This window comes from Vibrio ichthyoenteri ATCC 700023 (assembly GCF_000222605.1).
Classification (GTDB): domain Bacteria; phylum Pseudomonadota; class Gammaproteobacteria; order Enterobacterales; family Vibrionaceae; genus Vibrio; species Vibrio ichthyoenteri.
This window is the reverse complement of the sequence record NZ_AFWF01000070.1, coordinates 1-14,687: the sequence shown is the minus strand read 5'-3', so window position 1 is coordinate 14,687 and position 14,687 is coordinate 1. Positions and strand designations below refer to the sequence as shown.

Genomic DNA, 14,687 nt, shown 5'->3' with positions numbered 1-14,687 from the left:
GAACCTGTGACCCCATCATTATGAGTGATGTGCTCTAACCAGCTGAGCTAAGTAGCCATTACCATGTTTTCCGCTCCTTTCGATTTGTTGCTGTCTCGTTGGGAACGGGGCGCATTATGCGTATCTGAGCGAGAACCGTCAACAGTTTTTTCGAAGAAATTTGGATAAATGAATCGTTCGGTTCCTTTTTAAACAAAGAGGCGCGTTAATGATCTAAAACTGGTAAAAAATTGACGGCAGCTATTGAAATTAAAAGGCGGCTTTGATCGGGATATAAAAAAAGCCAGCAATCGTGCTGGCTTTTAAAGTCAATAACTTGGGCAAAAAACGCGCAAATGATTAAACGTTAAAACGGAAGTGAACTACATCGCCATCTTTAACGATGTATTCTTTACCTTCAAGACGCCATTTACCTGCGTCTTTCGCGCCGCTTTCACCGTTGAATTGGATAAAGTCGTCGTAACCAACTACTTCAGCACGGATAAAGCCTTTTTCGAAGTCAGTGTGGATCTTGCCCGCTGCTTTTGGTGCTGTTGCGCCAACAGGGATAGTCCATGCACGAACTTCTTTTACGCCAGCTGTGAAGTAAGTGTGCAGTTCAAGCAGTTCGTAACCTGCGCGGATCACGCGGTTTAGACCTGGCTCTTCAATGCCCATATCAGCAAGGAACTCTTCACGTTCTTCATCTTCTAGTTCAGCCATTTCTGACTCAATCGCCGCACAAACAGCAACAACAACGTTGTTCTCTTTAGCTGCGTATTCGCATACAGCGTCTAGGTAAGGGTTGTTTTCGAAACCATCTTCATTCACGTTAGCAATGTACATGGTTGGCTTTAGAGTTAGGAAGTTAAGGTAATCAACCGCCAACAACTCTTCTTTAGCAAGCTCAACAGTACGTGCCATACCACCTTCAGTTAATACTGGTAGTAATTTTTCTAGTACAGTGATTTCAAACTTAGCGTCTTTGTCGCCGCCTTTTGCTTTCTTCGCGTTACGCTGAATCGCGCGTTCACAAGAATCTAGGTCAGCCAGTGCCAACTCAAGGTTGATCACTTCGATATCTTCGATAGGAGATACTTTACCCGCTACGTGGATAATGTTCTCGTTTTCAAAACAACGAACAACGTGACCGATCGCATCTGTTTCACGGATGTTTGCTAGGAATTTGTTTCCTAGGCCTTCACCTTTTGATGCACCCGCAACTAGGCCTGCGATGTCTACGAATTCCATTGTCGTCGGCAGTACGCGCTGTGGGTTCACAATTTTAGATAACGCATCAAGACGTAGATCTGGTACTGGTACCACACCTGTGTTTGGCTCGATTGTACAGAACGGGAAGTTTGCTGCTTCGATACCCGCTTTCGTTAGTGCATTGAACAGAGTTGATTTACCAACGTTTGGTAGACCAACGATGCCGCATTTAAAACCCATGATTGTAACCTTATTCAGCTTTGAACGTGTGTAAGCGATTTTGTGCTTTGCTTAGGCCATCTTTTAATAAGATGTCGAGGCAACGAACAGACTCGTCTGCTGCTGCATCAAGGAGCTCTTGCTCTTTAGCGGGAGCTTTACCTAACACATAACCTGCCACTTTATCTTTGTGTCCAGGATGGCCAATGCCGATCCGTAGACGATAAAAATCTTTATTGTTGGCTAATTTGCTGATGGTATCACGCAGGCCATTATGACCACCGTGACCACCGCCTTTTTTAAATTTAGCCACGCCAGGAGGTAAGTCTAGCTCGTCGTGAGCGACCATGATCTCTTCTGGTTTAATTTGGTAGAATTTAGCCAGCGGCGCTATCGCTTTGCCAGATAAGTTCATAAAAGTGGTGGGGATCAAAAGACGAAGATCTTCACCATTTACCATGATGCGTCCAGTTAGACCAAAGAACTTTGGCTCATTCTTTAGCGTGACGTTATGAACGCGAGCTAACTCTTCCACTACCCAAGCGCCCGCATTATGGCGAGTCTTAGCGTATTCAGGGCCAGGGTTAGCCAGTCCGACAAGAAGTTTGATCTGTTGAGTCAAGGTTGGGATCTCTCTGGAATATCAAAAAGCGCAGTATGATAGCACACAAATCCCAACTGGGGCGAGGTGTCAATACTGGGGAATAGAATCCAATCGTCTATCACGATTTTGCGTGATGTTGCCTTGGTGTTGATAGGCGTTCATAAACCTCATCACAGCGTCCATCTATGCGCAAATGGAATCGGCTAGAGGATAGTTTAACGTTATTAAGGTATAGCTATAAAAAAACACCCCATAAAGGGGTGTTTTCAAATTCGTTCTAATCTAAATAGATTAGTTAAACATTGCAGAGATTGACTCTTCGTTGCTAATACGACGAATCGCTTCAGCAAGCATGCGAGATAGGCTAAGAGTGGTTACTTTGCCAGTCGCTTCCATCTCTTTAGACAGAGTGATTGAGTCAGTAACGATCACTTGGTCTAGAACCGAGTTCTTGATGTTTTCTGCCGCGTTGCCAGAGAAAACAGCGTGAGTTGCGTAAGCGAATACACGCTTAGCACCGCGCTCTTTCAAAGCTTCAGCAGCTTTACATAACGTACCACCAGTATCGATCATGTCATCAACGATCACACAGTCGCGACCTTCAACGTCACCGATAAGGTTCATTACTTCTGAAACGTTTGCACGTGGACGACGTTTATCAACGATAGCGATGTCGATATCGCCAAGCGCTTTAGCGGTTGCACGAGCGCGTACTACGCCACCTAGGTCTGGAGAAACCACAACAGGGTTATCTAGACCACGAGTTTGCATGTCTTCAAGCAATACCGGTGTACCGAAGATGTTGTCTACAGGTACATCGAAGAAGCCTTGAATTTGCTCTGCGTGTAGGTCGATAGTAAGAACGCGGTCAACACCAACGTTAGAAAGGAAGTCAGCCACAACTTTCGCAGTGATAGGCACACGAGAAGAACGTACACGACGGTCTTGGCGAGCGTAACCAAAGTAAGGGATAACTGCTGTAATACGGCCAGCAGAAGCGCGGCGCATCGCATCAATCATAACGACAAGTTCCATTAAGTTGTCGTTGGTTGGTGCACAGGTAGATTGAATGATGAATACATCACTACCACGTACGTTTTCGTTGATTTGAACAGCGACTTCGCCATCAGAAAAACGAGAAACAGTAGCGTCACCAAGAGAGATGTATAGACGATCAGCAATGCGTTGGGCTAGTACAGGTGTAGCGTTACCAGCAAATAGCTTCATATCAGGCACGGTGGAAACCTCGGGGTTGCGTCCAGTATTTAAATAAATAGATTGTGGGCTAAACGGTAGTTAGCCAGTGTCTGGTAAAGTGGCGAAACGTTATTCCCTTTCGCTACAAAGGCCGAGACAGTGTCAGGGAGCTGCTCGAGTACCTGTTGTGCATCGTGTTCGCGAATAAATTCAGCAAAAACACACGATCCCGTACCGGTCAATCTTGACGGCGCGTATTGTAGCAGCCATGAAAGTTGCTTATCAACCTCTGGGTACAGCATTCTCACAATTTTTTCGCAATCGTTTTCGTAATTGTTCTCTAGCAGCTCAGATAATGGCCGTTTTTCGGTGTCTCGCGTTAGATCCGGGTGGGTAAAAATATCCACAGTAGCAATTGCGACATTTGGTCTAACAACCAGATACCATTTTTCTTCCGGCTCAACGGCAATGATTTCTTCACCCACACCTTCTGCAAACGCAGCGTGACCACGGACAAAAACAGGAACGTCCGCGCCTAATTTTAAGCCAATTTGTGCCAACTGATCGTCGCTGCATTGAGTTTGCCAAAGGTGGTTTAGGGCCACTAATACGGTGGCCGCATTGGAAGAACCACCGCCAATTCCTCCACCCATCGGCAGAATCTTTTGTAACTGAATGTCAGCGCCATATTGGCAACCGGTAAATTGCTGTAGGGCAGTGGCCGCGCGCCAAATTAAATTGTCATGCAGTGCAACGCCTGGAATTGCCGGAGTGAGGGTGATCTCGCCAGTGTTGTTAGCGGTGATCGTTAGCTCATCACTATGATCGAGGAACTGAAATAGCGTTTGCAATTCATGATAGCCATTGGCTCTGCGACCTGTGATGTACAAGAATAGGTTTAATTTTGCTGGAGAAGGCCAGTGTGTGGTGTCACTAATCATTACTTCAATGTCCACTTAGCAATCACTAAATTAATCGTGATGTCGTTTTGTTTTAGTTTCAGTTTATGCGGAACCGGCAGGGTTGAGCCCAAAAAAGAGACGTCTTGATAGCTAACGTACTCAAGCTGCCAGGTTTGCCCTTGGATCGTTTTAGTTAATGACGCTAGAGTTTGCGTTTCATTGACTGTGTAATGATTGGCATTGGTGGGTTTGCCCAATAGCCAATCATTGAGTTGTTCTACTGGAATGGTCAATCCGGTGAGGCGAGTGATCAAACGATCGGCGCTAATATCTGTCAAGGATTGATCATCATAGGTTTCAACCGTCGCTTTACCTTGGCTGCTTTGCATATTCAATACGGTTTGACCTAGGAAGGTACTTAAACGTAATTGATTGCTTTTAGGATTGTGTTGCCATTGAAAGTTTAACGACTCTCTTTGTTGCGGGGATATGTAACCAAGTTTGCCTATCGCTTGATAGTCACTCACCAGTTCAAGTCTTTGTTGATGAGCCTGCCATTCGACACTGGTATGGCTATCTTGTACAGAACTACAGCCAGCGAGGATCGCCAACAGTGTGACGATAGCCAGTGATCGAGAAAATAATCGATGAAACATCAGTACATTAATCCTAAATGAGCGATATAGAGAGATTACTATAACATTGTTCAGAGCACATGCTCTTGCTTGTTGTTACTTGGGCTAAAACAGAAAAAAGACAATGCAGCACTGATCAATAAATTCCCCCGTTTTAAACAGGCTGTAATTCGGTTTTTTCGGTCTCAAAGAGAGCTTTTGCTAAGCAAGCTAGAAAAACAAATTCGTGATCCCCTTTTATTCAAGGGGGGCATCAAGTAAAATTCCGTCCTTGTTCGATCATAACTTGATTCAGAGAACCCACAGTACATGTCTTTGCTTGCTATCGGTATAAATCATAATACGGCTTCTGTAGAACTGCGCGAAAAAGTCGCTTTCGGGCCGGAAAAGTTACCGCGAGCACTACAGCAACTTACTAAAAATCAGCTTGTTAACGGTAGCGTTATTGTATCAACTTGTAACCGCACCGAGGTTTATTGTGATGTTAAACCTTCGGCTAAGAACAAGGTGATTGACTGGCTTTCACAGTTCCACCATGTGATCCCAGAAGAGCTAAAACCCAGCCTCTATATTCACGAAGAGCAGGCGGCAATTCGTCATTTGATGCGTGTTGCGTGCGGATTAGATTCCCTTGTACTAGGTGAGCCGCAGATTTTAGGGCAAGTTAAACAAGCATTTTCTGACTCGCGTGAACACAAAGCCGTTAATGCGGCGATGGAAAAATGGTTTCAAAAAACCTTCTCGGTTGCAAAACGAGTTAGGACTGAAACCGACATTGGTGGCAATGCCGTTTCGGTAGCGTATGCCGCGTGCACGTTAGCCAAGCATATATTTGAGTCGTTACAGCAATCGACGGTTTTATTGGTTGGCGCTGGCGAAACAATTGAATTGGTGGCCAAGCACTTAGCCGGTAACGGTTGTACTAAAATTATTGTCGCCAACCGTACTCGTGAGCGCGCGTTGACGTTAGCGGAAGAGTTTGGTGCGGAAGTGATCAGCTTGCCTGAAATTCCCGATCACCTTGCTCGGGCTGATATTGTCATCAGTTCAACCGCAAGCCCATTACCGATTATTGGTAAAGGTATGGTGGAAAGCGCCCTGAAAGCGCGCCGTAATCAACCGATGTTGTTTGTTGATATAGCGGTACCACGTGATATCGAGTCCCAAGTGGGCGAACTCGATGACGCCTATTTATATACTGTTGATGACTTGCAGTCGATCGTAGACAGCAACATGGAACAACGTAAAGTTGAAGCCATTCAAGCGGAAGCGATTGTCAGTGAAGAGAGCGCCGCGTTCATGTCTTGGTTGCGTTCTTTGCAAGGTGTTGACAGTATTCGAGACTATCGCACGAGTGCCAATGAGATTCGTCAAGAATTGTTGGCGCGTAGTATTCATGCTTTGCAGGCGGGTGGCGATCCGGAAAGTGTGTTGATTGAGCTTAGTAATAAGCTAACCAACCGCTTGATTCATACACCGACTCGCGCACTACAAAGCGCTGCAGAGCAAGGTGAGCCAGCACGGCTTGCCATTATTAGACAAAGTTTGGGTCTTGATGACCCGCTATAACTAGAACCTGAGTTAATAAAATATGAAAGCCTCAATTCTGACTAAGCTAGAAACGCTAGTAGAACGTTACGAAGAAGTACAACACCTGCTAGGTGATCCTGGTGTGATCGGTGATCAGAACAAATTCCGCGCATTGTCTAAAGAGTATTCGCAACTTGAAGAAGTGACGAAGTGCTTCCAAGCTTATCAGCAAGCTCAAGAAGATCTTGAAGCAGCAGAAGAGATGGCGAAAGAAGATGACGCAGAAATGCGTGAAATGGCTCAGGAAGAAATTAAAGACGCAAAAGAAAGCATCGAGCGTTTGAACGATGAGCTGCAAATTTTGCTACTGCCAAAAGATCCAAACGACGATCGTAACTGTTTCCTAGAAATCCGTGCGGGCGCGGGTGGTGACGAAGCGGGTATCTTTGCTGGTAACCTTTTCCGTATGTACTCGAAGTTCGCTGAGAAAAAAGGCTGGCGCGTTGAAGTGATGAGCAGCAACGAATCAGAGCAGGGCGGTTACAAAGAGATGATCGCTAAAGTGAGCGGCGATGGCGCTTACGGTGTATTGAAGTTTGAGTCAGGCGGTCACCGTGTACAACGTGTACCTGAAACTGAATCTCAAGGTCGTGTGCATACGTCGGCGTGTACGGTTGCAGTAATGGCTGAAATTCCAGAAGCGGATTTACCAGAAATCAAAGCAGCAGACCTGAAAATTGATACTTTCCGTGCATCAGGCGCGGGTGGTCAGCACGTCAACACCACGGATTCTGCAATCCGTATTACCCACTTACCAACCGGTACTGTGGTTGAGTGTCAGGATGAACGTTCTCAGCATAAGAACAAAGCGAAAGCGATGCAGGTTCTTGCTGCGCGTATCGTGCAAGCTGAACAAGCTCGCCGTGCGGCAGAAGTGTCTGATACCCGTCGTAACTTGCTAGGTTCAGGTGACCGTAGTGACCGTATCCGTACTTATAACTACCCACAAGGTCGCGTTTCTGATCACCGTATTAACTTAACCATCTACCGTCTAAACGAAGTAATGGAAGGTGATCTAGCAAGCTTGATCGATCCTGTGATCCAAGAGTACCAAGCGGATCAGCTTGCGGCTCTAGCAGAGAACCACTAATTTGATGACGGCACCAAACAGTGTTGAAAACACACTAAAGCGCGCCGTACAGCAACTTCAAGAGAGCGGCAGTGAATCGCCGTCTCTTGATGCCGCGGTATTGCTCTGCCATGCGCTAGAAAAGCCTCGCTCATTTCTAATGACGTGGCCTGAAAAAGAGCTGAACCAACAAGAACTTGCGCCATTTGAAGCCTTGCTTGCTCGCCGCATAAACGGCGAACCGGTGGCGTATATTATTGGTGAGCGTGAGTTTTGGTCTTTGCCTCTCCAAGTTTCCCCTACCACCTTAATCCCTCGTCCTGATACCGAACGTTTGGTTGAACTTGCGCTCGATAAAGCACTTGAAATCGATGGTGATATATTGGATTTGGGCACCGGTACTGGGGCGATTGCATTGGCGCTGGCGTCTGAATTGCCGCAACGTAACATTGTTGGCATCGATTTGATGGCAGAAGCTCAGCAACTTGCCACCAATAATGGCAAGCGATTAGCGATTCCTAACGCGACCTTTTTGGCGGGAAGTTGGTTTGAGCCGCTTAAAGTTGGTACGCAGTTTGCTGTAATTGTGTCTAATCCTCCGTATATTGAAGAAAATGACCCGCATTTAGCTCAAGGCGATGTGCGTTTTGAACCGCTTAGTGCGCTGGTGGCTGCTGATAACGGTTTGGCGGATATACGCCATATCATCACCGCCGCACGCGATTACTTGTGTGATCAAGGATGGTTGTTGTTTGAGCATGGATTTGAGCAAGGTAAAGCAGTAAGAGAAATTTTTGAAGAGTATGGCTATCAACAAGTCGAAACTCATCAAGATTATGGTCACAACGATAGGGTAACTCTGGGTCGTTTTGTAAAATAACTATAAGAGAGCATCTCATGTACGAAGGTTTGAAGCATTTTCATCTATTAACTATTGCCCTCAGTGCCACATTGTTGTCGGTACGCTTTGCATTATTAATGGCAAACTCCCCCCTGCGTGAGAAGAAATTTCTTAAGGTATTTCCTCACATTGTCGATACCGCACTACTGATCTCTGGTGCCGCGCTTATCATTGGTTTTATCCCTTGGTCGGCAGCGCCATGGTTACCGTCTAAAATGACCTGCGTTTTGGCTTATATTGCTTTGGGTTTCTTTGCCCTTAAGTTGGCAAAAAACAACTGGTTACGTGTGTTCGCTTTCTTTGGTGCACTTGGCTGGTTATTGATGGCGGGCAAAGTGGCGATCACCAAAACTCCATTGTTGTTCTAAATGAGTACCGACATGCAACCTTTGTTTGATGAAGACTTTGATGTACTTGAGCTGATTGAAGGTGCTTTAGTACTGAACCACGCGATCAATCCAGACACGCAAGTTGATTGGGTTAATGTAGAACTGCAACGTTTAGTTGCTGAGGCGGAACTTGCCTTAGTGCATGAAAGCAATGAGCAACAACGATTTGAAGCCTTCTTGCGCTTATTTTACTTCGATTGGGGTTTTCAAGGTGATGTTGAAGCCTACTTTGATTCGGCCAACGCGTTTGTTGATAAAGTACTAGAGCGTCGTAAAGGCATCCCGGTAAGCCTAGGCGCGGTGATGTTGTATATCGGTAAAAAGCTCGGCTTTCCTATCAATGGTATTACCTTTCCAACCCAATTTTTACTCACCTTGCAATGGCCGGGACAAAAACCGCTTTATGTTAATCCATTTAACGGTGAATACGTTTCAGAGCATACTTTACGTGCATGGTTAGTTGGCCATCGAGGCCCGTTTGCCCAATTAGAATCAAAACATCTTGAGATTGCTGACCATCCGACAGTGATTGGCCGTTGGCTGGCGCTAATCAAAAGTGCATTGCTGCGTGAAGAGAAATATTCGTTAGCGCTGCACTGTACTGACTTGGCGCTGAGCTTTGTGCCAGACGATCCTTACGAAATTCGCGATCGCGGCTTTATCTATCAGCAGCTAGACTGTCATAAAATGGCCTTGACGGATTATCAATACTTTATTGATCAGTGTCCTGATGACCCGGCGGCGGATTTGTTGAAAAATCAAATGCATGCGATGAGTCAAACTCAAGTTACCTTACACTAAGTCCAGCAATCAATGCTGGCGTAAAACGTTGAAATAGAGAGAAAAAAATGGAACAGAAAATCGTTCGCGTTGGTGATATTCCTGTTGCTAACGACAAACCGTTTACTTTGTTTGCTGGTATGAACGTTCTAGAATCTCGCGATCTTGCGATGCAGATTTGTGAGCATTACGTAAAAGTAACCGACAAGTTAGGTATTCCTTACGTATTTAAAGCGTCTTTTGATAAAGCAAACCGTAGCTCTGTTCATTCATACCGTGGCCCTGGCCTAGAAGAAGGTATGAAGATTTTCCAAGAGCTTAAAGATACTTTTGGCGTGAAAATCATCACTGATGTTCATACTGAAGCACAAGCACAGCCTGTGGCTGATGTTGTTGATGTTATTCAGCTACCAGCATTCCTTGCGCGTCAAACTGATCTGGTTGAAGCTATGGCAAAAACGGGTGCAGTAATCAACGTTAAGAAACCTCAATTTATGAGCCCAAATCAAGTGGGTAACATCGTTGATAAGTTTGCTGAATGTGGTAATGACAAGATTATTTTGTGTGAACGCGGTTCATGCATGGGCTACGACAACCTCGTTGTTGATATGCTTGGTTTTGGCGTAATGAAAAAAGCATCAAACGGCAGCCCAATTATTTTTGACGTAACACACTCACTACAGATGCGTGACCCATCGGGCGCTGCTTCTGGTGGTCGTCGTGAGCAAACCGTTGAACTGGCGAAAGCTGGTTTGGCTACGGGTATTGCGGGTCTATTTATTGAAGCGCATCCAAACCCAGATCAAGCTCGTTGTGATGGTCCTTCAGCATTGCCACTCGATAAGCTTGAACCGTTCCTAAAACAGATGAAAGATCTGGATGACTTGATTAAGAGCTTTGCGCATATCGATATCAAGTAATCGTCATTATTGATGTAAAAAAGCTGCCTAGTGCAGCTTTTTTTTGTCTCTAATTTGGCAAACTGAATACGATATGCTGAGCCTCGTGTCGAAAAGATGAGCAGACACATATTTCGAAAAAGTTAGGCTGGTTATCGGTTAATCGTTTGCTTGTGATCTTTTATTCAATCGGATGTAAGCAGTTATGCTTGTTGCACTTTTAATATCAAATATTAGTGATCGCTATGGCATAAATATGAAAATGGTATGTTCACTTGGAACGGTTAATTTAAACTACATCAAGTTTTGCTACTGATAATCCTAAAATATGCAGTGTTAAACACCATGCATAACATTCAAAGTAGCAAATTGGCAGTGGGTTCTAATAAGTTCAAAGGTATGACAATGAAGCAACGCCTGATTGTAAAAACAGCACTTAGTGCAGCGATCCTTGCAACGCTAGCTGGCTGTGCAACAGCTCCTCAACAAGAGTGGGAAGCGGACAAAACGTATAAATTGACAGTTCTACACACGAACGACAACCATGGTCGTTTCTGGGAGAACAAATATGGCGAGTACGGCATGGCTGCTCGTAAAACGTTGATTGACCAGTTACGTGCGGAAGTTAAAGCTGATGGCGGTAGCGTTTTGCTACTTTCTGGTGGCGACATCAACACAGGTGTTCCAGAGTCAGATCTACAAGATGCAGAACCTGATTTTAAAGGTATGAACAAAATTGGTTACGATGCAATGGCATTGGGTAACCACGAGTTTGATAACCCATTAGAGGTTCTTTTCAAACAGGAAGAATGGGCGAATTTCCCAATGCTTTCTGCCAATATCTACGATAAAAAGACTGGCGAACGTATGTTCCAGGCTTACCAGATGTTCAACAAGCAAGGTATCAAAATTGCGGTTATCGGTTTAACCACTGAAGATACGCAGAAGATTGGTAACCCAGAATACATCGGTGGTCTTGAATTCCGCGATCCTAAAGCAGAAGCAAAAGCACTGATCGCTGAGCTGGAGCAAACAGAAAAGCCGGATCTTATTTTTGCTGTGACGCACATGGGTCACTATGAAGATGGCAACCGTGGCATTAATGCTCCGGGTGACGTGGCATTGGCTCGCTACCTTGATGAAGGCTCACTAGATATGATCGTGGGTGGTCACTCACAAGAGCCAGTGTGTATGGAAGCGCCAAACGTAATGAAGAAAAACTTCCAACCGTCGGATGAGTGTAAGCCTGATGTACAAAATGGCACTTACGTTGTTCAAGCACACGAGTGGGGCAAATACGTAGGTCGTGCTGATTACGAATTCCGTAACGGCGAATTGAACATGATGAGCTACGATCTGATCCCAGTAAACTTGAAGAAGAAAATCAAGGTGGATGGTGAGAGCAAGCGTGTCTTCATCGAAGATGAAATCACGAAAGATGAAGCGCTACTAGAGTTCCTACGTCCGTACCAAGAGCAAGGTCAAGACAAGCTAAATGTTCAGATCGCGGAAACCAACGGTAAGCTAGAAGGTGACCGTAATGTGGTACGTTTCGAACAAACTAACCTAGGTCGTCTAATTGCCGCTTCTCACATGGAACGTGCAAAAGCGGATTTCGCCGTAATGAACTCTGGTGGTGTGCGTGATTCTATTGCTGCTGGCAACGTAACTTACAAAGACGTGCTAACGGTTCAGCCATTTGGCAACATCGTGACTTACATCGATATGTCAGGTAAAGAAGTTCTCGATTACTTGAACGTAGTGGGTACTAAGCCAGTGGATTCAGGCGCATACGTACAGTTCTACGGTGTGTCAATGACAGTTGCTGACGGCAAAGTGTCTGACGTGAAACTGGGCGGTAAAGCGGTTGATCTGGAAAAAACATACCGTTTCACAGTGCCAAGCTACAACGCAGCTGGTGGCGACGGTTACCCTAAAGTGTCTGATCACCCAGGTTACGTAAACACAGGCTTTGTCGATGCTGAAGTTCTAAAAGAATTCCTAGAAGCAAACAGCCCTGTTGATGTAAACAAATTCGCGCCTAAAGGCGAGATCGTTTACAAGTAGAGTGTTTGTCCCAAACACCTATTGACTGTTTTTGGCAGATCGATTTAACTAAAACGGCGCTCATTGAGCGTCGTTTTTTATTGCCAATTTATGGCGACAAATGACGGTTACGATAAAGCGTAACGGCAACGATAAACTTACAACTCAACGCCACTTATCACTATAAGTTATTGCCAACGCGTGCTTCATTCGTTGAGCAGTGGTTTATCCTGATCAGTGTTAGGAATCGCTATGACACCTGCAATTAATGCGGCGAAAAAGAAAAAAATCGCACACACCATTCATCAATATGAACATGACCCACGAGCGGAAAGCTTCGGCTTAGAAGCGGTAGAAGCGCTGGGTAACGATCCCAAAGAGGTGTTTAAAACGTTATTGTTTTGCCTTAATGGTGAAGCAAAAAATTTAGCGGTTGCTGTGATACCGGTAGAACAAAAGCTCAATTTGAAATTGGCAGCAAAAGCGGTCAAAGGAAAAAAGGCTGAAATGGCCAACCCCGATATCGCCCAAAAAACCACCGGTTATGTGGTTGGTGGGATTAGCCCACTAGGGCAAAAGAAAGCCTTGCCGACATTCATTCATCACAGCGCACTGGATCTTGATACCATGTTTGTCAGTGCTGGTCGCCGTGGTCTAGAAATCGAAATCGCGCCAAAGGATCTTGCTATGCTAACTCGTGGAGAATTTGTCGAGTTGTGCCTTTGAGCAGTGAGAATTGAGAAATAAGAAACGAGAAATAAGAAACGAGAATTGAGAAGTAAGAATCGAGAAGCGAGAAGCAAAAAGTCAAAAGCAAGAAGCAAAAAGTCAAAAGCAAGAATTAAGAGCTGAGATTTGAGAACCAAGAAATTCTTACGCAATAAAAAGGGGTGACGATTATCGTCACCCCTTTTTGCTGTCTCGAGCGAAGCGTTCTCGCTTCAATATTTTCGATTTCTCGATTCTAGTGGCTCTTACTTCTCGATCTGTGCGTTATCCACGACGTGGTTTTCACCTAGATCTTTAGGCAGTACAAGGTTTAGTACGATTGCGACGATACCACATAGGCTGATGCCTTGTAGGCTGAAGTCGCCAATGCCGAATGCCATGCCACCGATACCAAATACCAGTGTGATTGCCACGATCACAAGGTTACGTGACTTGTGTAGGTCAACGTTATTTTTGATCAGAGTATTCAGGCCCACGGTTGCAATTGAACCGAACAGTAGAATCATGATACCACCCATAACCGGCATTGGGATGGTTTGTAGAACCGCACCCAACTTACCGACCAGTGATAACGTAATCGCTGTGATAGCAGTCCAAGTCATGATCACTGGGTTGAATGATTTGGTTAGCATCACCGCACCGGTTACTTCGGAGTAAGTAGTGTTTGGTGGCGCGCCAACCATTGAGGCTGCGATTGTTGCTAAGCCGTCGCCCGCAATAGTGCGGTGTAGGCCTGGCTTTTTCAGGTAATCTTTACCGGTTACGTTTGAGATTGCCAGCATGTCGCCAACGTGCTCAACCGCTGGAGCGATCGCGACCGGAATCATAAATAGAATCGCATTAATGTTGAACTCTGGCATGACAAAGGCTGGTAGTGCAAACCATGCTGCTTGATGCACTGGTGTAAAGTCGACAATACCGTAGAACAAACTCAGTGCATAACCTACAACGATACCGCCAAGAATAGGCATCAGTTTTAGGAAGCCACGGCTAAACACGCTAATACCAATAGTGGTGATCAAAGAAGCGGCTGAAATGATCAATGCGACATCGGCATCGATGATTTGCGTACCATCACCACCGCGACCAAGAGCCATATTCACCGCGTTTGGCGCTAGGCCAAGACCAATCACCATGATGACAGGGCCAACCACAACCGGTGGTAGCAATTTGTGCACAATACCAACGCCACGAACTTTAATTAGAGCGCCCAATGCGACATACACTAGGCCAGCCACCATTAAGCCACCCATGGTCGCAGGAATACCCCAAGCTTGAACACCGTATAAAATTGGAGCGATAAAAGCGAAAGAAGAAGCAAGGAAGATAGGAACAGAACGACGGGTAACAACTTGGAAAATAAGGGTACCAATACCAGCACCGAAGAGAGCAACACTAGGATCTAACCCCGTCAGCAACGGAACCAGAACCAGGGCACCAAATGCAACGAACAGCATTTGTGCGCCTTGAATGGCATTTTTCATTTTTTATTCCTTTAGGTGGCGATGAATCCAAATTTCATCCTATTTACGTAGC

14 protein-coding genes are annotated in these 14,687 nt (G+C 45.3%); 8 read left to right on the top strand and 6 right to left on the bottom strand.

Annotated features, from left to right (window positions below; genetic code table 11):
* Window positions 1–339: 339 nt before the first annotated feature.
* The 5 genes from ychF to lolB all read right to left on the bottom strand — a co-directional run bounded on the left by ychF (window position 340) and on the right by lolB (window position 4,769).
* Complete coding sequence (gene ychF / locus RH85_RS06410) at window positions 340–1,431, bottom strand: redox-regulated ATPase YchF (protein ID WP_006711394.1); 1,092 nt, start codon at window positions 1,429–1,431, stop codon at window positions 340–342.
* Between the two features lie 10 nt (window positions 1,432–1,441).
* Window positions 1,442–2,032 carry an aminoacyl-tRNA hydrolase gene (gene pth, locus RH85_RS06405; RefSeq protein ID WP_005595060.1) on the bottom strand — a complete coding sequence of 197 codons (591 nt, stop codon included), beginning with the start codon at window positions 2,030–2,032 and terminating at the stop codon, window positions 1,442–1,444.
* A gap of 273 nt (window positions 2,033–2,305) precedes the next feature.
* On the bottom strand, window positions 2,306–3,250 hold the full coding sequence (locus RH85_RS06400; RefSeq protein WP_005595057.1) for a ribose-phosphate pyrophosphokinase: 945 nt from the start codon (window positions 3,248–3,250) through the stop codon (window positions 2,306–2,308).
* Window positions 3,251–3,279: 29 nt separating this feature from the next.
* Window positions 3,280–4,152, bottom strand: a complete 873-nt coding sequence (gene ispE, locus RH85_RS06395; RefSeq protein WP_006711393.1) for a 4-(cytidine 5'-diphospho)-2-C-methyl-D-erythritol kinase — start codon at window positions 4,150–4,152, stop codon at window positions 3,280–3,282.
* Window positions 4,152–4,769: a lipoprotein insertase outer membrane protein LolB gene (gene lolB, locus RH85_RS06390; RefSeq protein ID WP_006711392.1), complete on the bottom strand. Its 618-nt coding sequence runs from the start codon at window positions 4,767–4,769 to the stop codon at window positions 4,152–4,154. Before lolB ends, ispE begins: the two co-directional genes overlap by 1 nt.
* 288 nt (window positions 4,770–5,057) lie before the next feature.
* Between lolB and hemA the strand changes: the two genes are divergently transcribed.
* From hemA to ybaK, 8 genes are all read left to right on the top strand, one after another.
* Window positions 5,058–6,317 carry a glutamyl-tRNA reductase gene (gene hemA, locus RH85_RS06385; protein ID WP_006711391.1) on the top strand — a complete coding sequence of 420 codons (1,260 nt, stop codon included), beginning with the start codon at window positions 5,058–5,060 and terminating at the stop codon, window positions 6,315–6,317.
* Between the two features lie 22 nt (window positions 6,318–6,339).
* A complete protein-coding gene (gene prfA / locus RH85_RS06380) occupies window positions 6,340–7,428 on the top strand; it encodes a peptide chain release factor 1 (RefSeq protein ID WP_006711390.1) in 1,089 nt (362 codons plus the stop codon).
* 4 nt (window positions 7,429–7,432) lie between these two features.
* The gene (gene prmC, locus RH85_RS06375) at window positions 7,433–8,287 is read left to right on the top strand and encodes a peptide chain release factor N(5)-glutamine methyltransferase (RefSeq protein ID WP_006711389.1); all 855 of its coding nucleotides are present in this window, start codon (window positions 7,433–7,435) and stop codon (window positions 8,285–8,287) included.
* A 17-nt stretch (window positions 8,288–8,304) separates the two neighbouring features.
* On the top strand, window positions 8,305–8,676 hold the full coding sequence (locus RH85_RS06370; protein ID WP_006711388.1) for a SirB2 family protein: 372 nt from the start codon (window positions 8,305–8,307) through the stop codon (window positions 8,674–8,676).
* 12 nt (window positions 8,677–8,688) lie between these two features.
* Entirely contained in the window at window positions 8,689–9,498 is an 810-nt protein-coding gene (locus tag RH85_RS06365) for a SirB1 family protein (protein WP_006711387.1), read from the top strand.
* A gap of 47 nt (window positions 9,499–9,545) precedes the next feature.
* Window positions 9,546–10,397 carry a 3-deoxy-8-phosphooctulonate synthase gene (kdsA, locus tag RH85_RS06360; protein ID WP_006711386.1) on the top strand — a complete coding sequence of 284 codons (852 nt, stop codon included), beginning with the start codon at window positions 9,546–9,548 and terminating at the stop codon, window positions 10,395–10,397.
* Between the two features lie 384 nt (window positions 10,398–10,781).
* Complete coding sequence (gene ushA, locus RH85_RS06355; RefSeq protein ID WP_006711385.1) at window positions 10,782–12,443, top strand: bifunctional UDP-sugar hydrolase/5'-nucleotidase UshA; 1,662 nt, start codon at window positions 10,782–10,784, stop codon at window positions 12,441–12,443.
* 231 nt (window positions 12,444–12,674) lie between these two features.
* Entirely contained in the window at window positions 12,675–13,148 is a 474-nt protein-coding gene (gene ybaK, locus RH85_RS06350; RefSeq protein ID WP_006711384.1) for a Cys-tRNA(Pro) deacylase, read from the top strand.
* A 248-nt stretch (window positions 13,149–13,396) separates the two neighbouring features.
* On the opposite strand, the gene RH85_RS06345 is transcribed toward ybaK, so the two are convergent.
* Window positions 13,397–14,635 carry a uracil-xanthine permease family protein gene (locus RH85_RS06345; RefSeq protein ID WP_006711383.1) on the bottom strand — a complete coding sequence of 413 codons (1,239 nt, stop codon included), beginning with the start codon at window positions 14,633–14,635 and terminating at the stop codon, window positions 13,397–13,399.
* Window positions 14,636–14,687: the final 52 nt, after the last annotated feature.

Coding starts and splice junctions, on each gene's coding strand:
- ychF (WP_006711394.1), bottom strand. CDS start 1,431: ATGGGTTTTAAATGCGGCATCGTTGGTCTACCAAACGTTGGTAAATCA.
- ispE (WP_006711393.1), bottom strand. CDS start 4,152: ATGATTAGTGACACCACACACTGGCCTTCTCCAGCAAAATTAAACCTA.
- lolB (WP_006711392.1), bottom strand. CDS start 4,769: ATGTTTCATCGATTATTTTCTCGATCACTGGCTATCGTCACACTGTTG.
- hemA (WP_006711391.1), top strand. CDS start 5,058: ATGTCTTTGCTTGCTATCGGTATAAATCATAATACGGCTTCTGTAGAA.
- prfA (WP_006711390.1), top strand. CDS start 6,340: ATGAAAGCCTCAATTCTGACTAAGCTAGAAACGCTAGTAGAACGTTAC.
- prmC (WP_006711389.1), top strand. CDS start 7,433: ATGACGGCACCAAACAGTGTTGAAAACACACTAAAGCGCGCCGTACAG.
- RH85_RS06370 (WP_006711388.1), top strand. CDS start 8,305: ATGTACGAAGGTTTGAAGCATTTTCATCTATTAACTATTGCCCTCAGT.
- RH85_RS06365 (WP_006711387.1), top strand. CDS start 8,689: ATGCAACCTTTGTTTGATGAAGACTTTGATGTACTTGAGCTGATTGAA.
- kdsA (WP_006711386.1), top strand. CDS start 9,546: ATGGAACAGAAAATCGTTCGCGTTGGTGATATTCCTGTTGCTAACGAC.
- ushA (WP_006711385.1), top strand. CDS start 10,782: ATGAAGCAACGCCTGATTGTAAAAACAGCACTTAGTGCAGCGATCCTT.
- ybaK (WP_006711384.1), top strand. CDS start 12,675: ATGACACCTGCAATTAATGCGGCGAAAAAGAAAAAAATCGCACACACC.
- RH85_RS06345 (WP_006711383.1), bottom strand. CDS start 14,635: ATGAAAAATGCCATTCAAGGCGCACAAATGCTGTTCGTTGCATTTGGT.